We start from the raw sequence: 15,877 nt of genomic DNA, 5'->3' as shown, positions 1-15,877 counted from the left end.
GCGCGATGCACACGCCGGCAGCAGTGGGTGCCACGCAACCATAACGGCACGGCGCGCCGAAGATTGAATTGCTTACACGTCAGCGCCATGCGTTCGACATGGCGCGCGGGGCTTAGTGCCGCGATTGCCTTCGGCAGCGAACATCAGCCGCCAGGCGGCTTCAGGCTTGCCCGGTACGCCTCCAGTTGCGGCACGATCGCTTCGCGCCGTGCAAGGCTTTCCGCCGGCCAGCACTGATCGCGATCGTAGTATTCGGGCACCACCAGCGCATCCGGCGGCAGCACCAGCCAAGGCTGCTTGCTTGCGGCGAAGATGTGGATATCGGGTGGCAAATGGTCCGGTTCGTCCAAGGTGCCCACGCGCACGAAGCTGATCAGCGGCCCTGCGCCGGCATAGTGGCTCCACAGCGCAATCCGGCAGCTGGGGCAGCGCGCAATCTGCTGGCCGTAGCCGCTCAGCGAAGGTGTCTGCACCAGTTCTGGTGTGCCGCTCAGCAAGCTGAGCCGGCTCGACTCGATCATCGCGTTCAGCGCAAACGAAGCGCCGCTTTCACGCTGGCACCAGCGGCAGTGACAGCAGTGCACGAAAAGTGGCGCAGTCTCCATGCGGTAGCGGATCTGTCGGCAGTCACAGCCGCCTTCAAGCGGGAATCGGGTGGCTTCGTGTGTCATGGCACGCTCGCAGTCGGCAGGCATTCAGGGTCCGGACTGATCGCAGTCTACGCCGTTGCGCGGCGTTGTCGGCGCGTCCCACGGTGTGGGACGCGAATTCGCCTTCAGGCCCTTGTCACTTCGCGCCACCAATCCAGCCGCGTTCGTCCGCCTCGGGCGAGCTGACTCGGCCGGTGATACAACTTCTGACGATTTTTTTGGAATTGATCGGCAGACTGCGTGTCTCACGGGACACTTGCATCCTCTGACTCGCTACAGCATCGGTTGAACCTATCCATGTTTGCATTCGCCATCATCTTCGCCATCTCCGTCGCGCTGGCGGCCGGGGTGGCGTTCATGTTCCGCAGGAACCCACGCAAGTGGTATGGCCATATGCTTTGCCACGCATGCGGATATCGCTGGAAAACGAGAAAGCCGACGCCCTCGAAGAAATGCGGCAAGTGCTGGGACGAGAACGTCGTTCCAGTGAGTGAAGCCGAGCCGATGGGCATGAAGTCCGGCGACACGCTCAGCACCCGCCGCGCCTAGCAAACAGGTTTGCCTGCCGCCGTAAGGCGGCGCAGCGCGCGCTAGCGGAAGGGTTCGGCCCTGGCCAGCAAGGCCTCCAGATCCGGCTCGTTGGGGTCACGCGGGGCGCCGGGATGGATGATCGCGACCTGGCAGCTCTCCGCCGCTTCAACCAGTTGCCGATAGGTGCCGGCAGTGATGTCCTTGATGTAGGCCTGCTTGTTGGCGTCATACGCAAACATCCGCGGGTTGATGTTCTGGCACTCGTTGCAACTGGGGCATCGGGCGGTCTCGATCCAGGCTTCGTCGCGGGAATGTTCGGATGCTGCCGGCGCTTCCGGTTCCGGGGCTTCGGGCGTCGCGGCCGGCGGTGTCGCGGGTGCTTCGGCTGAAGGCATCGGTGCCGGAACTGCACCGGCGAGGATGCGTTCGGCATAGGAGTCGTGCACGCCGGCGTGTTCCTGCAAACGGCGCCACAGCAGCAGGCAACGGCGGGTTGCCTGCATCAAGCGTGCGTCAACGACCACCCGTTGCAGGGTGTCGGTTTCATCGACGGCCAGCAGGTAGGGCACGTGCTGGCTGGCGTCGGCTTCATCGAGCGCGAGCCAGTCGGCCACCGGCAACATGCCGTCGTGCCAGTCGCCGGGTCGGACCAGGGCGAAGTGCGCGGCATGGCGTGGGTCGCACAGCACGAAGTCCGCAAAGGTGAACGCGTGTCGCACCGATTGGCGCTGAAGGCTGTTGTCGGCGTAGTCGATGCTTTCGATCGACCAGTCGTCTTCGGCTCGCGGGTTGTTTTCGAGCGAGAAGCGGGTTGCCCAGTTGCTGCCCGCCGCGGCGTCGTAGCTGAAGGCGGGAAAGGCGCGCGACTGCATCGCCGCGGCGGCCGCGAGGTAAGGCTGCAGGCTGCCTTGACCTGCAGGGCTGGCGAACATGCTGAACAGTGCCGGCCCGGCGCAGGAGACGCCGCGCATCATGCGATCGCGCAAGGCGTACAAGTTGGCCGCCGCGGTCTGCAGCACGAACATGCCGCCCAGCCCCATGGCGGTGGTGGCGAGACGCGTACCGCGTACGCCGAAGGCGAAATGGCCGGTGCCGATCGAGGCGTCGTCGAGCAGATCGGCGGTTTCCACCAGCACCTTCAAAGGCATCCCCGCGGAGAGCAGGTCGATCAGCATGGCGTTGTCTGCCGCATCGTTCTGCGTGGGTGGAATGCAGACGAGGTAGTCCGGGAAGCGGGCAAGGTCTTCGGCGGTCAGCGCGTGTTCGTCGAGTGCCGCGAAGATCAGGTCGTGCTCGGCCTCGTTGTAGGTGCCGGTGATTTCAAGCTCGGCGATGCCTATCGCGCGCACCACTTCGGCCAGCGCGGGCAGGCGCTCACGGTAGGCGAGCGCGGCGGCAGCGCAATTGTCGAAGGCAAATTCGTAGCGGCTCGGCGCGTCGTCGTCCTCCCCAGGGGGGGCGAAGAAACGCTGGGTTTCAAGTGTCTTCAAGGCGCGCTCGATGCGCGCGCGGCGCGGCGCCGGCAGTTCGTCGCGCGGCACGCCCTTGCCGATCACGCGCGAGAGCGCCTCGAAGTCGAACTGAGCCTGGTGCGGCGCGCCGAGGGCGGCCATCAGGCTTTGCGGCGTGCGGCCGGATTGGGAGTGGCTGTGCGCCGCGCGCAGGATGTCCGACAGTTTCTGCACCAGGCGGCTGGCGGTAGCGTGGAACTGGCGCGACTTGGCGCGGGTGGCGATGCGCCAGGTGTGGGTCAGGAGTTGCGCCGGTGCGTCCTGGGTGCAGCCGATCACCTCGCCATCACAGGCGACTGCGCTGCCGGCGTGCATCAGCACCTGTTCCAGCGTGTCGTCCTCTGCGGCGCCGAGTTGTGCGGCCGCGGCGTCCCACAAATCGCTCAGGGTGCCGCGGGCGCCGCCAGACACTGCGCGGCGGATCGCGGTCTCCAACTGCAGCGCATGGCGACGCAGGCGTTCGCCTTCGAAGCCGCGCGGCGCCACCTTCTGCAACATGTCGTCGACCAGCGCGGCGAGCGTGTGCACGCAATCGCCGCCTTCGCCCTGCGGATCGAGCACCAGCGGAAAGTCGTGACGCAGGGCGTCGAGGTCGCGATAGGGTGCGAGCAGGGCAGGGCGCAGATCCGCGCCTGCGATGCTGGCGAGCGCATCGCCCTGGACGCGGCCGGTGAGGTGGAAGACCAGTTGATCCTGATGCTTGGCATGCATGTCCATCACAGGCTCCGGGTCAGGTGGCGGGCGCGGTTTCGCTGTCGGGCCACACGGTGTATTTGTCCATCTCGCGTTCCAGCCCGGCCTGTATCGCCGCGGGGGATCGCAGTTGGCCGGCGTGGCGCAGGTTCTCGTAGCGCGGGGCGTCCGGGTTGCAGTACAGGATGCCGACCGGGATCGGGTCTTCCAGCGAGGCAAGTTGCCGCGCGCGGTCGAGGTTGATCGGGTCGTGCTCGCAGTGGTTGCGGTACACCTTCGCGAGCGATGCGCTCAGCTGGATGCCCTTGGCGTGTGTCAGCATCATCGTGCGCATCGGGTCGTGCAGCCACGGGTCGAAGGACTTGGGCATGAATTCCGGGCAGCGCTGCAGCACCCGCACCAGCGAGAAGCCCTCATGCCGGTAGGCGGCATGCAGGATGTCGTAGAGCACTTCCGGCACCCAATCCACCGCCTGCGCCACGAACGAGGCGCCCTGCACGCCGAGCGATACGGTCAGCGGGTTCATCGGCTCCAGCGTGGCGCCGAAGGGCGTGGTGTTGGTCTTCAGGCCACGCGGCGAGGTGGGCGAGGCCTGCTTCTTCGTCAGCCCATAGACATGGTTGTCGTGCAGCACCACGGTGATGTTCATGTTGTAGCGCAGCGCGTGGATCCAGTGCGCCGCGCCGATGCTGCAGCAGTCGCCGTCGCCGGTGCTGACGAACACGTTCAGGTCCGGCCGCGCCATCTTGATGCCCTCGGCCACCGGGAAAGCGCGGCCATGGATGCCGTGGAAGCCGTAGGTCTTCATGTAGTGCGGCAGCCGGCTGGAGCAGCCGATGCCGGAGACGAACACCGTGTTTTCCGGCGCCAGATCCTCTTCGCTGCACAGGCGCTGCATCGCGGTGAGGATCGCGTTGTCGCCGCAACCGTTGCACCAGCGCGGCACGCCGCCCTGATAGTCCTCCAGCGCATGGTGCGCCTCATGCAGCTTGATCACGCACTGGCTCAAGAGTCCACTCATGATTCGCGCTCCTTGCGTTGCATCGCTTCCCGCACCACGCGGCAGATGTCGCCGGGTTTGATCGGCTGGCCGCGGGCCTCGCTCCAGCAATCGACATCGACCAGGAAGCGCGCGCGCAGCATCATTGCCAGCGCCGAGTAACGGCGGTTGTCTTCGTCGATCAGTTCGTCGGTGGGCTTGTCCGACCAGTTGCCCTCGATCGTCATCACATGCCTGAAGCGCTTGAACATTTCGCGGATGCCCGAGGGCATCGGCTGGATGAAGCGCAGGTGCATCGCCGACACCGCGAGGCCTTCCTTGCGCAGGCGGGTGACTGCTTCCTCGATCGCGCCCATCGTGCTACCCCAGCCTACGAGCAGCATGTCGCCCGAATCACCGCCAAAGACGGTGGGCGCCTTCAAGGTCTTCTGCAGCGCCGCGAGTTTGAGGCTGCGCGCGCGCAGGCCCTCTTCATTGATCGCCGGGTCGTAGGCGACACGGCTGTTGCGGTCGTGCGCGAGGCCGGTCAGCGTGTGCATGCCACCCGGCTGGCCCGGCTGGAAGCGGCGCGATAGGCCGGTGACCGGATCCCAGTCGTAGGGCTTGGCACCGGGCGCGACGGGGGTCTGATCCACCGGCGGCGCGAGCCAGTCTTCGCTGAACTGTGGCCGCGGGAAGGGTTGCTGTGCGGTGGCGAGGCTGGCGTCGGAGAGCACCACAACGACCATGCCGAAGGTCTCCGCGATCTTGCGGGCGGTGATGATCGAGTAGAAGCAATCCTCGATCGAGCAGGGTGCCATCACTACTTTTGGCGCGTCGCCATGGCTGCCGTAGATGGCGGTAAGCAGGTCACCCTGTTCCACCTTGGTCGGCTGCCCGGTGCTGGGGCCGCCGCGCTGCACGTTCACCACCACTAGCGGAATTTCCGCCATCACCGCAAGGCCCATCGCCTCCTGCTTGAGCGAGAAGCCGGGGCCAGAAGTGATCGTCACCGCGCACTTGCCGGCGTAGCTCGCGCCAATCGCGAAGGCGCAGGCGGCGATCTCGTCTTCCGCCTGATGCACCAGCCCGCCAACTTTCTCGAAGATCTCGCTCAGGTAATGCGAGGCCGAGGTCGCCGGCGTGATCGGGTACATCGCGCAGATATCCATGCCGGAGGCGATCACGCCCAGTGCGATGGCGGTGTTGCCGTTCACCACGATCTGCGGCACCTCGGATCGCTGTGCCGGGATGCGGTAGCGGAACGGCAGGTTGGCCTCGCCCCAGGCGGCGCCGGCTTCGTAGAGCATCACGTTGCTCTCGATCACTTTTGCATCCTTCTTGCCGAAGATGCGGGCGATCTGCTCGCGTGCGAGCCGTGCATCGAAGCCGTACAGGTTGCACAGGATGCCCAGCACGAACATGTTCTTGCCCTTGCGCGGGTCGCTCACCAGTTCGCGGCAGCGTTCTTCCAGCGGTACTTCGTGGACGTCGAAACCGTCGCGCCGCAGCGCCTCCACCGTTTCGGTGTAGGAGGCGACGATCGCCGGATCGCGGTGGCTGCGCCACATCGATTCGAGCAGGATCGTTGCGCCCGGCTTGAGCTCACCGGCACGTACCCGGCCGATCAGCACCTGCTCATTGAAAGCGACCACCAGTTCGGTCTGGTCGCCGCCGTTGGTGACGCGCTGTGCGCCGATGCGGATACGGATGCCGCTGGCGCCCGCCACGCTGCGCGCCGGTGGCTGGATCTCGGCGGGGATAATCTCGGTCGTCCAGATGCCGTTACCCATGCGGGCGGCGATGGCGGCCAGCGATTGCCCGCAGCGCTGCGCGCCCTCGCCGGAATCGCTGATCACTTCGATGATGTGCTCGGCGAGCGGCACGGCGGCGCGCGATGCGGTGCTCGACGGACGATCCAGGGTGGCGGTGGCGCTCATGAGGCGGTCTCCGGCAAGTGCACGCGGGCGAAGCCGCGTTCGCGGCGCGGGATGCCGAACAGGCGTTCGGCGGGGTCGGTGGGCGCGGCGAGGTACACCGCATCGGTGTCACGCAGGCCCAGATAGGCCTTCATCGCGCGTGCGGCGCGGCGGCCGGCGCCCATGGCCTGGATCACCGTTGCCGCGCCGGTGACGATGTCGCCGCCGGCGAACACCCCGGCGATCGAGGTGGCGAGTGTGTCGTCGGTCCAGATGTAGCCGCGCTTGTCGAGCTTGAGGCCGGAGGTCTGGCCGAGGATCGGGTTGGCGTTGGTGCCGATCGCGAACACCACCATGTCGCATTCGATCTCGAAAGCGCTGCCTGCAACCGGTACCGGGCGGCGGCGGCCGGAGGCATCCGGCTCGCCCAGTTCCATGCGCTCGCAGCGCATCGCGCGCACCCGGTGCTGCTCATCGCCGACCAGTTCAACCGGGCTGGTCAGCCACTGGAAGTCGATGCCTTCCTGCTGCGCATGGTGGATCTCTTCGGCGCGGGCCGGCGCTTCGGCGGCGCTGCGGCGATACACGCAGGTGACCTTTTCGGCGCCCACCCGCAGCGCAACGCGCATTGCGTCCATCGCGGTGTTGCCGGCGCCGATCACCGCCACATGCTTGCCCGGCTGCAGTGGCGTGTCATAGGCGGGGAAGTCGCGGCCGTGCATCAGGTTGCAGCGGGTCAGCCATTCATTCGCCGACAGCACGCCGCCCAGTGATTCGCCGGGGATGCCCATGAAGCTGGGGTAGCCCGCACCCGTGCCGACAAACACCGCCGAGAAGCCCATCTCGCCCATCATCTGTTCGAGCGTGAACAGGCGGCCGACCAGGGTGTTGCACTCGAAGCGGATGCCCAGCTGACGCAGTTTTTCGATCTCCGCATCGACCACGCTGTTGGGCAGGCGGAAATCCGGGATGCCGTACTTGAGCACGCCGCCCGGTTCCTGGAAGGCTTCGAACACCGTGACCTCGCAGCCCGCCTTGGCTATGTCGGCGGCGCAGGCCATGCCCGCCGGGCCGGAGCCGACGATGCCCACCTTGTGCCGGTTGCGCTCGATGTAGGGCAGGTTGGTCCAGCCTTCGGCGATCGCCCTGTCGCCGATGAAGCGTTCCAGCCGACCGATCGCCACCGGCTCCAGTCGTTCGCCCACGGTGCACACGCCTTCGCACTGGCTTTCCTGCGGGCACACCCGGCCGCAGACGCTGGGCAGCAGGTTGGTGTCGGTGATCACGTCGTAGGCGCCGTGGAAGTTCTTCTCGGCGATCTTGCGGATGAAGCCGGGGATGGCGATGCCGACCGGGCAGCCGCGCACGCAGGGCTGGTCGGGGCAGTCGAGGCAGCGCTCGGCTTCGAGCAGCGCGTCCTCCAGCCGGTAGCCGCAGGCGACCTCCTCGAAATTGGTGATGCGGATCTCCGGCGCCTGTTCCGGCATCGGCGTGCGCGCCTGCGGAATGGTGCGGATCGTCTTTCTCTTGGCCATGCTGGCCTCCTGCTCGCGGTGGCGAGAGACGGGTTCAGTGTCCGGCGCCGCCACGCAGGCGGCAGCTCTCCTGCCACGCCTCGAGCGCGGCTTTTTCGGTGGGGCGGAAGCGGCCCAGACGGGCCATCAGGTCATCGAAGTCGACCAGGTGGCCGTCGAAGTCCGGCCCGTCGACACAGGCGAACTTGATCACCTCGCCAATCTTCACGCGGCAGCCGCCACACATGCCGGTGCCGTCCACCATCACCGGATTGAGGCTGACCATGGTCTTGATGCCGAAGGGGCGGGTCGCCTCGGCGCAGCCTTTCATCATGATCGGCGGGCCGATCGCAACGACTTCGTCGATGTCGGCGTGTGCGCTGATCGATTGCTTGATGCCCTCGGTGACAAGGCCCTTGATGCCAGCCGAGCCGTCGTCGGTGCACAGGATCAGCTCGTCGCAGCAGGCGCGGAACTTGTCCTCCCAGAAGACCAGCCCCTTGTTGCGAAAGCCCAGCACGCCGATCACGTAGGCGCCGCTTTCCTTGTAGGCGCGGGCCTGCGGATAGATCGGCGCAACGCCCAGGCCGCCGCCGACGCAGATCACCTTCTTGGCTGCGCCGATGTGGCTCGGGATGCCCATCGGCCCGACCAGCGCATGCAAGCGGGTGCCGACGCGGCAGTTCTGCTGCATCTCGCGGGTGGTCTTGCCGACCGCCTGGATCACCAGCGTGATCGTGCCCTTGTCGCGGTCGAAATCCGCGAGCGTGAGCGGGATGCGTTCGCCGTGTTCGTGTTCCATCACGATGACGAACTGGCCAGGCTTGGCGGCGCGTGCCATCAGCGGATGGCGCACTTCAAGCGAGAAGGTCACGTCGGAAAAATCCGAGCGTGCGACGATTTCGAAGTCGGACATGGCACCCCCCCCCGAGGAACCAGATGATCACGACCGCGCTCTGTTGGTGTTGCTGCGCGAGACCTCGCCCTTGTGTCTATGTATTGGCGCGATGGGGCGTCGGTCAGTGCCGAGACTAGTCTTGCGCGGCTGGAAAATCTTGCCGTGGATCAATCTGAGCACCATCGCAGTGCGCCAGATCAAACGCTGCCTACGCAGGCCCCGCCTGGCGCCGGAGCAGCCTCAGGCGGACGGTGTGGAGTGCTGTGCCGCGCCGCAAAGCCAGCGCGCGAACGCGATCACCCACGGCTTGTCATTCACGCCCGGCGCGGCGAGCAGGTAGTAGCTGCCTTGGGCCAACTCCGTCGCGAAAGGCCTTACCAATTGCCCGCTCGCCAGCAGCGGCGCGGCGAGCGTGGTGGTGGTGAGCGCGATGCCCTGGCCGGCGGCGCAGGCGTCCAGCATCAGCGCACCGTCGTCAAACCGCGGGCCTTCGGTCGGCTCGGCGGCTTGCACGCCGGCGGCGGCGAACCACGCCGCCCACGACAGCAGCGGGTGCCGGATCAGGCGGGCGTGGAGCAGGTCCGACGCTCGCCGGAGTTCGCGCGCCTGCGCCGGGCGACAGACGGGGAACACCGCCTCGTCAAACAGCTTCCAGCCATCCAGGCCCGCTGGCACCGCTTCGATGAAGCGAATCGCGAGATCGACCTCGCCGCGCTGCACCGGGTCCAGCCGTGTCGAGGTGGACAGCGCAAATTCGATTTGCGGATGCAGTGTCTGATAGGCCGCGAGGCGCTCAACCAGCCAGGCACGCCCGAAGGCGGGCGCGACCGACACCGAAAGCGCGCGGTGCCCGTCCGCATGGATGCGTTCGGTCGCGCGCGCGAGCGCATCGATCGCCGGTGCGACCTCCGCATGGTAGGCGGCGCCAGCGGTGGTAAGCGCGATGCTGCGGTGGCGACGTTCGAAGAGCTTCAGCCCGAGCGCGGCTTCGAGTGCGCGGATACGGTGACTGACCGCAGAGGGCGTCAGTGCAAGCGATTCCGCCGCGGCCAGGAAGCTGCCCAGGCGCGCGGCGGCATCAAAGGCTTCAAGGTTGGCGAGCGGCGGCAGCCGACGCATCGGGCGGCGTGGCGCTCAGTCGCCCTGCGCGACCGGGCGCGTCGGGTCGGCGCACCATTCGCTCCACGATCCCGGATAGAGCCGCGCGCCGCTCAGACCGGCGACTTCGAGCGCCAGCAGGTTGTGGCAGGCGGTAACGCCGGATCCGCACTGGCAGACCACCTGCGCCACGGGTCGGTCGCCAAGCCGGCTGCGCCACTCCTCGGCGAGTTGCGCCGGCGTTTTGAAGCGGCCGTCCGGCGCCAGGTTGTCGCGGAAGAAGCGGTTGATCGCGCCTGGAATATGGCCGCCAACCGGGTCCAGCGTCTCGTTCTCACCGCGGAAGCGATCCGGCGCGCGGGCGTCGACCACCTGAAACGCGGCCGACGCCAGGTTGGCCAACACATCGTCGGCGCTGACGCTCGCCACGCCCGGGCGAAGGCTCAACGTGCCGTGCGGCAGATTCAGCGGTGCATCGGTGCTGATCGGCAGCGCCGCGTCTCGCCAGGCGGCGAAGCCGCCATCGAGCACCGCCACCGCGTCATGCCCGACCCAGCGCAGCATCCACCACAGGCGCGCCGCATACATGCCGCCAGCGTCGTCGTAGGCGACGACCTGCGTCGTCTCCGATACGCCATGGCTTCGCATCAGGGCGACGAAGTCTTCCGCGGTGGGCAGCGGGTGGCGGCCGTTGCGGCCAGTCTTGGGGCCAGAGAGATCGTCGTCGAGATGGAGGAAGCGGGCGTAGGGGATGCGGCCACTGGCGAATGCGTCGCGGCCGTACCCCGGCTTCGCAAGGTCGTGGCGGCAATCGAACACCACCAGCGAAGGCGCACCGAGGCGCGCCGCGAGTGCAGGCGCCTCCACCAGCGTGTGCCAGGTACTCATTCGACGGTTTCTCCGGCCAGCCAGGCGCGGGCCATGATTTCGTCGTCGAACAGCCGAAGCTCGGCGTTGATCAGCGATTGCTCCAGCCAGGCACCGATCGAATCGAGATCGTTGGTCGTCAGTACCGCGATGCGGCCATCCTCGTTCTTGTAGCGGCGAGCGAAGCGGTAGTCCTCGATTGCGGCGTCGAGCGTAAGGCCATTCATCTCGCGCAAATCGACCAGCGCGCGCAGCGGCGCCCCGGTGCCGATCGCTGCTTCGACCTGGGCCTCGAACTGGCGGAAATCGGCCAGCGTGAGTTCTCCGAACACGACTGCCTCGACGCAGTTGTCACGCAGTTCTGCAGTGATCATCACGCACTCCTTGTGGATGGGACACCCCCATTATCCGCGCGGGGCACGCTGCGCTTCAATGCGGGGCATCAATTTAGTGCCCGCGTCGTCGCAGTTCAGTCCGTTTCAGCCGGCGGTGCGGGTTTGCGCGAGAGCCGCCCGGCGAGCGCGCCCGACAGCACGACCGCGACGATCCCGACCAGCGCGAGCGGGTCCAGCCGCTCGCCCCAGATCGCTGCGCCAAACATCGCGGCGAACACTACCGTGGTGTAAGAAAGGGAGGCCGCTACGAGCGTTTTGCCATAGCGGTAGGCGCGCGTCATGGCGAGTTGTGCGAGTGCGCCAAAGCCGCCGACGCCGAGCAGAATGGCGGCGTCGGTGAGCGTCCATGCGCCAGCGTGCGGTTCGAACAGCGCGAAAGGCAGGCCGCCTGCGGCGCACACGGCCGAGAACCAGAACACCGTGCGCCATTCCGGCTCACCGGCTTCGCCGAGCTTGCGTACGTTCAGGTAGGCCACCGACGACAGCGCGCCGGAGCACAGCCCGAAGACTGCGCCGTACCAGAGTGCCGGGTCGATGCTGGGCTTGAGCACCATCGCCACGCCGGCCAGGCCGATTGCCAGCGCGCCCCACATGCCGCGCCGCATCGGCTCATGCGCGAGGACCGCGACAAGTGCCGCGAGCCACAGCGGCGAGGTGTAGTTGAGCGTCACGGCAGCCGCCAGCGGCAGCGTCACGATGGCCAGGAAGTACAGCACCAGCGCAACGAAGCCGGATACCGAGCGTGCAAGGTGGGTGCGCCACATCGGCGTCATCACGGGGCGTCGTTGCCATGCGATCCAGGCACCGATCAGCACCAGCGATACGAAACCCCGCCAGAACACCAGTTCGGCTGCATTGAAGCGCGTCGCACCGAGCTTGACGCAGGCCCCCATGCAGGCGAACAGCAGGCTCGCAACGAGCATCCAGAGCGATCCCATCGGCGCCGGGATCCGTTCAGGCGGGGTAGATGGCGCCGAGCACGCGCGGCCCGCGCGCCCCCGTAACCTCAGGCAGGTTGCCCGCGCTGCCGGCAAGGCAGCACTGCGCCAGCCATGCGAACGCGAGCGCCTCAAGGTAGTCGGGCGATACGCCCAGTTCCGCTGTCGAGGCGACGCGTACGCCCGGTGCGAGCGCAGCCAGCCGCCTCATCAGGGTCACGTTATGCACGCCACCGCCGCACACCAGCAGCGCATCAGGGCGGCCGCATTCGCGCCTGGTGGCATCCAGAATGCTGCGCGCGGTCAGTTCCAGCAAGGTGGCCTGTACGTCGACCGCCATGTGGTGACTTAGTACCAGCGTATCGAGCCAGTCGAGGTTGAATTCCTCGCGCCCACAGCTCTTTGGCGCGGGTTGGGCCAGGAAAGGGTGGGCCAGCAGAGCCTGAAGCAGATCCGCCTGCACCGCGCCCTGGGCGGCCCATGCTCCGCCTGCGTCATACGCCGTGCCCAGATGCCGCGCGGCCCAACCGTCGAGCAGCATGTTGCCCGGCCCGGTATCGAACCCACGCGTACTGCGGCCCGGTGCGAGGTCGGTCACGTTCGAGATGCCGCCCACGTTGAGCACCACGCGGTGCTCGCGCGCATCGCGCAGGATGCGGTCGTGGAAAGCCGGCACCAGCGGTGCGCCCTGTCCTCCCGCCGCGATATCGCGGTTGCGGAAGTCCGCAACGACCGTAATGCCGCAGCGCTCTGCGAGCAAGGCGGGTTGATTCAGTTGCAGGCTGTAGCCGAGCGCGGGCTGGTGACGAACCGTCTGGCCATGGCAGCCGACCGCCGCAACCTCTTCCGCCGCTAAACCTGCGGCTTGCAGTGCGGCCTGGGTGGCCTCGGCGTAGAGCACTGCGAGGCGCACCGACATTTCTGACGCACGGCGCAGTTCGTCGTGCCCCGCGGCATTCAGCGCCAGCAGCGCGTCGCGCAGGTCTGAGGGGTAGGGGACGAAGGCGTTGGAAACGACGCGTGGATGCGGCGTCGCGAAATCCGCGATCACGGCATCCACGCCATCAAGGCTGGTGCCGGACATCAGCCCGGCAAACAGCGTCGTTTGTTTGCTCACTCCGCGCGTGCGACGCGAGAGGTCGGCGCCGCGTCGTTCAGCTGCGCAATGATCGTCGCGCTGTGCTGGCGGAAGCGCGCCAGTTCGCTGCCCGACAGCGGCGGTGCATCGGGCAGGATGACCTTGAGCGGATCCTTGTGCTCGCCGGCGACACGGAATTCGTAGTGCAGATGCGGGCCGGTAGAGGAACCCGTATTGCCCACTGCGCCAATCGTATCGCCCTGGTGGATACGCTGGCCCTGGCGCACATCGATGCGCGACAAGTGGCCGTAGGCGGTGGTGATGCCGCCAGCGTGCCGCAGCACGATGAAATTGCCGTAGCCGCCCTGGCGGCCGGCGAATTCCACGGTGCCGTCGGCCGTCGAGCGCACGCGGGTACCGATCGGTGCGCCGTAGTCGACGCCCTTGTGTGCGCGCATCGTGCCGTAGATCGGGTGCATCCGCATGCCCATGCCGGAAGTGACACGGGAAAACTCCAGCGGCGAGCGCAGGAAGCCGCGCTTGAGGTTCTTGCCCTCGGCGGTGTAGTAGTCGCCGCGACCGCCGTTCTCGTTCCACACAGCGGTGTAGCGGTGGCCGTCGTTGACGAACTCCGCCCCGAGAATCCGGCCGGTCTTGACCGGCATGCCACGGTGGTAGAGCACTTCGTAGATCACGCGGAAATGGTCACCGCGGCGCAGATCGCGATGGAAGTCGATTTCCGAACCGAAAATCTCGGCCAGCCCGACTGCGACCGAGTCCGGCAGACCCGCTTCGTCCGTCGCGCCGAACAGCGAGTTGCGGATCTCGGCGGATTTGGCCTGGATGCGAGTATCGAACTCAACCGCGACGTCGCGAACCACGATCGATCCGTCACGCCGCTCAACCAGCAATTGCCGATCGCTTGAACTGCCGGGCAGTGCGAGCGTCAGCACGCGGCCACCGGCCGTCATCGACGCATGCACCGTGGCGCCCGGCGTCAGGCGACGCATTGCGTTCTGCGCGAGCGTGTGGGTCCGCAGCAGATCGGCGACTTCCGGATCGTCAATATTGAGACGCTGCAGCAGCGAGGCGAGGGTATCGCCGCGCTGGATGCGGTCTTCGCGGAAGAAGGCCGCATCTTCAGGAAGAATCTCGGCTTCGGGCGAAACGAGCAGGTTCTCGATGACCGCCTTCTGGTTGATCGTCGTGGCGTCAGGGCCTGGAATGACCGCAACCGCAGCCACCATGCCGAACACCGAGGCGCCGGCAATGCCGACCCCCGACCAAAACCAGACAGGACCCTGCTCTTTAAGTCCCTTAAGCCGCGCTAGAATAGAAACTTTTGTGTGGCTCATTTGCAACTGGCCGCGCGGTTAAATGCGGGCGATAGTAGCAAATTTCACGTTTCCGGATAGAAGGCATGACAGCGATCACTGAGCAACTCGAACTCATCAAGCGCGGCTCCGACGAACTCCTGATCGAGGCCGAACTGGTCGAGAAACTCAAGACTGGTCGTCCTCTCCGCATCAAGGCGGGCTTCGATCCGACTGCGCCTGATCTGCATCTTGGTCACACAGTGTTACTAAATAAGATGCGGCACTTCCAGGATCTGGGCCATCACGTCATGTTCCTGATCGGGGATTTCACCGCGTTGATCGGTGACCCGACTGGCAAGAACAGCACCCGGCCGCCGCTGTCGGCGGAGCAGGTCGTTGCAAACGCCGAGACCTATAAAGAGCAGGTCTTCAAGATCCTCGACCCGGCAAAGACCGAAATCTGCTTCAACGCCTCCTGGTTCAACGAGCTGGGGGCCGCCGGAATGCTCAAGCTCGCTGCAACGCACACCGTGGCGCGGATGCTCGAGCGCGACGACTTCGCCAAGCGCTTCGGCAACAACCAACCGATCGCGATCCACGAATTCCTCTACCCGCTATGCCAGGGCTACGACTCGGTCGCGATGAAGGCCGATGTTGAACTGGGCGGTACGGATCAAAAGTTCAACCTGCTGATGGGGCGCGAGTTGCAGAAGCACCACGGCCAGTCGCCGCAGGTTGTGCTGATGATGCCGCTCCTCGAAGGGCTGGACGGCGTTAACAAGATGTCCAAGTCGTTGGGCAACTATGTCGGCATCAATGAGCCGCCGCGCGACATTTTCGGCAAGCTGATGTCGATCTCCGACACACTGATGTGGCGGTACTACGACCTGCTGTCGTTCCGCTCGAACGCTGAGATTGGTGCACTCAAGGCCGAAGTGGCTGCTGGGCGCAATCCGCGTGATGTGAAAGTCGAACTGGCGCAAGAAATCATCACGCGCTTCCACGGCCGCGCCGCCGCGGAGGATGCGTTGGCCGATTTCGAAGCGCGTTTTCAGCGCAATGCAATTCCGGACGATGTTCCTGAGGTCACCGTCGAGGTCGGTGCGGGCATGGCGATCGCCCAGCTTCTTAAACAAGCGGGTCTGACTGCGAGTACCTCAGAAGCCATGCGCATGATCGAACAGGGCGGCGTGCGAGCCGACGGAGAAAAGGTGTCCGACAAGGGGTTGGTCGTTAACGCCGGCAGCGTGATGGTTCTTCAGGTCGGCAAGCGCAAATTCGCACGCGTGACGGCCGCCTGACGGCCGAGCAGGGGTTTCTCTGCTCGGCTCTTTCTAGGGCAAGACCGAGTTGGTAGATTAATTTGCTTTGGCAGTTGACGCGAAAAGGCGGGGTCGCTATAGTCTCACCTCTCTGCTGCTGACGAAGCGAAAGCAACGGCGCGGCAGGGTTTCAAGCGGTTCTGGCTGTCGCGAAATGCGGCAGCGAAA

14 protein-coding genes are annotated in these 15,877 nt (G+C 66.2%); 2 read left to right on the top strand and 12 right to left on the bottom strand.

The window, feature by feature from the left end:
- Positions 1 to 143 precede the first annotated feature (143 nt).
- Positions 144 to 671 carry a GFA family protein gene (locus tag HH302_RS21645; protein WP_172205110.1) on the bottom strand — a complete coding sequence of 176 codons (528 nt, stop codon included), beginning with the start codon at positions 669 to 671 and terminating at the stop codon, positions 144 to 146.
- 276 nt (positions 672 to 947) lie between these two features.
- On the opposite strand from HH302_RS21645, the gene HH302_RS21640 reads away from it, so the two are divergent.
- Positions 948 to 1,199 (top strand): hypothetical protein, encoded by a 252-nt coding sequence (locus tag HH302_RS21640; protein ID WP_172205107.1) that lies wholly within the window; start codon positions 948 to 950, stop codon positions 1,197 to 1,199.
- A 41-nt stretch (positions 1,200 to 1,240) separates the two neighbouring features.
- Here the strand turns inward: HH302_RS21640 and HH302_RS21635 are convergent, their stop codons facing one another.
- The 11 genes from HH302_RS21635 to HH302_RS21585 all read right to left on the bottom strand — a co-directional run bounded on the left by HH302_RS21635 (position 1,241) and on the right by HH302_RS21585 (position 14,318).
- Positions 1,241 to 3,409 carry a ferredoxin gene (locus HH302_RS21635; protein ID WP_172205104.1) on the bottom strand — a complete coding sequence of 723 codons (2,169 nt, stop codon included), beginning with the start codon at positions 3,407 to 3,409 and terminating at the stop codon, positions 1,241 to 1,243.
- Positions 3,410 to 3,422: 13 nt separating this feature from the next.
- Positions 3,423 to 4,406 (bottom strand): thiamine pyrophosphate-dependent enzyme, encoded by a 984-nt coding sequence (locus tag HH302_RS21630; RefSeq protein ID WP_172205102.1) that lies wholly within the window; start codon positions 4,404 to 4,406, stop codon positions 3,423 to 3,425.
- Positions 4,403 to 6,304 carry a 2-oxoacid:acceptor oxidoreductase subunit alpha gene (locus HH302_RS21625; RefSeq protein WP_172205100.1) on the bottom strand — a complete coding sequence of 634 codons (1,902 nt, stop codon included), beginning with the start codon at positions 6,302 to 6,304 and terminating at the stop codon, positions 4,403 to 4,405. Before HH302_RS21625 ends, HH302_RS21630 begins: the two co-directional genes overlap by 4 nt.
- Complete coding sequence (gene gltA / locus HH302_RS21620; RefSeq protein WP_172205098.1) at positions 6,301 to 7,818, bottom strand: NADPH-dependent glutamate synthase; 1,518 nt, start codon at positions 7,816 to 7,818, stop codon at positions 6,301 to 6,303. The genes HH302_RS21625 and gltA overlap by 4 nt, the downstream gene beginning before the upstream one ends.
- Before the next feature lie 34 nt (positions 7,819 to 7,852).
- Positions 7,853 to 8,713, bottom strand: coding sequence for a sulfide/dihydroorotate dehydrogenase-like FAD/NAD-binding protein (locus HH302_RS21615; RefSeq protein WP_172205096.1), 861 nt, complete (start codon positions 8,711 to 8,713; stop codon positions 7,853 to 7,855).
- A gap of 222 nt (positions 8,714 to 8,935) precedes the next feature.
- Complete coding sequence (locus HH302_RS21610) at positions 8,936 to 9,814, bottom strand: LysR substrate-binding domain-containing protein (protein ID WP_172205093.1); 879 nt, start codon at positions 9,812 to 9,814, stop codon at positions 8,936 to 8,938.
- Between the two features lie 15 nt (positions 9,815 to 9,829).
- Positions 9,830 to 10,681: a sulfurtransferase gene (locus HH302_RS21605; protein ID WP_172205091.1), complete on the bottom strand. Its 852-nt coding sequence runs from the start codon at positions 10,679 to 10,681 to the stop codon at positions 9,830 to 9,832.
- The gene (locus HH302_RS21600) at positions 10,678 to 11,034 is read right to left on the bottom strand and encodes an STAS/SEC14 domain-containing protein (protein ID WP_172205089.1); all 357 of its coding nucleotides are present in this window, start codon (positions 11,032 to 11,034) and stop codon (positions 10,678 to 10,680) included. Before HH302_RS21600 ends, HH302_RS21605 begins: the two co-directional genes overlap by 4 nt.
- Positions 11,035 to 11,129: 95 nt before the next feature.
- Positions 11,130 to 11,993, bottom strand: a complete 864-nt coding sequence (locus tag HH302_RS21595; RefSeq protein ID WP_172205087.1) for a DMT family transporter — start codon at positions 11,991 to 11,993, stop codon at positions 11,130 to 11,132.
- Between the two features lie 16 nt (positions 11,994 to 12,009).
- A complete protein-coding gene (locus HH302_RS21590; RefSeq protein WP_172205085.1) occupies positions 12,010 to 13,110 on the bottom strand; it encodes an anhydro-N-acetylmuramic acid kinase in 1,101 nt (366 codons plus the stop codon).
- Positions 13,107 to 14,318 (bottom strand): peptidoglycan DD-metalloendopeptidase family protein, encoded by a 1,212-nt coding sequence (locus HH302_RS21585; RefSeq protein WP_172205082.1) that lies wholly within the window; start codon positions 14,316 to 14,318, stop codon positions 13,107 to 13,109. Before HH302_RS21585 ends, HH302_RS21590 begins: the two co-directional genes overlap by 4 nt.
- Positions 14,319 to 14,491: 173 nt before the next feature.
- Between HH302_RS21585 and tyrS the strand changes: the two genes are divergently transcribed.
- Complete coding sequence (tyrS, locus tag HH302_RS21580; RefSeq protein ID WP_172205079.1) at positions 14,492 to 15,688, top strand: tyrosine--tRNA ligase; 1,197 nt, start codon at positions 14,492 to 14,494, stop codon at positions 15,686 to 15,688.
- Positions 15,689 to 15,877 lie beyond the last annotated feature (189 nt).

The sequence above is a fragment of the Niveibacterium sp. COAC-50 genome, from assembly GCF_013184235.1.
GTDB classification, from domain to species: Bacteria; Pseudomonadota; Gammaproteobacteria; order Burkholderiales; family Rhodocyclaceae; genus Niveibacterium; species Niveibacterium microcysteis.
The sequence above is the reverse complement of the archived record's forward strand: the minus strand, read 5'-3'. Positions and strand labels throughout refer to the sequence as shown.

Excerpts from the sequence above, each read along its gene's own strand:
- HH302_RS21645 (WP_172205110.1), bottom strand. The coding sequence starts at position 671 with ATGACACACGAAGCCACCCGATTCCCGCTTGAAGGCGGCTGTGACTGC.
- HH302_RS21640 (WP_172205107.1), top strand. The coding sequence starts at position 948 with ATGTTTGCATTCGCCATCATCTTCGCCATCTCCGTCGCGCTGGCGGCC.
- HH302_RS21635 (WP_172205104.1), bottom strand. The coding sequence starts at position 3,409 with ATGGACATGCATGCCAAGCATCAGGATCAACTGGTCTTCCACCTCACC.
- HH302_RS21630 (WP_172205102.1), bottom strand. The coding sequence starts at position 4,406 with ATGAGTGGACTCTTGAGCCAGTGCGTGATCAAGCTGCATGAGGCGCAC.
- HH302_RS21625 (WP_172205100.1), bottom strand. The coding sequence starts at position 6,304 with ATGAGCGCCACCGCCACCCTGGATCGTCCGTCGAGCACCGCATCGCGC.
- gltA (WP_172205098.1), bottom strand. The coding sequence starts at position 7,818 with ATGGCCAAGAGAAAGACGATCCGCACCATTCCGCAGGCGCGCACGCCG.
- HH302_RS21615 (WP_172205096.1), bottom strand. The coding sequence starts at position 8,713 with ATGTCCGACTTCGAAATCGTCGCACGCTCGGATTTTTCCGACGTGACC.
- HH302_RS21610 (WP_172205093.1), bottom strand. The coding sequence starts at position 9,814 with ATGCGTCGGCTGCCGCCGCTCGCCAACCTTGAAGCCTTTGATGCCGCC.
- HH302_RS21605 (WP_172205091.1), bottom strand. The coding sequence starts at position 10,681 with ATGAGTACCTGGCACACGCTGGTGGAGGCGCCTGCACTCGCGGCGCGC.
- HH302_RS21600 (WP_172205089.1), bottom strand. The coding sequence starts at position 11,034 with ATGATCACTGCAGAACTGCGTGACAACTGCGTCGAGGCAGTCGTGTTC.
- HH302_RS21595 (WP_172205087.1), bottom strand. The coding sequence starts at position 11,993 with ATGGGATCGCTCTGGATGCTCGTTGCGAGCCTGCTGTTCGCCTGCATG.
- HH302_RS21585 (WP_172205082.1), bottom strand. The coding sequence starts at position 14,318 with ATGGTGGCTGCGGTTGCGGTCATTCCAGGCCCTGACGCCACGACGATC.
- tyrS (WP_172205079.1), top strand. The coding sequence starts at position 14,492 with ATGACAGCGATCACTGAGCAACTCGAACTCATCAAGCGCGGCTCCGAC.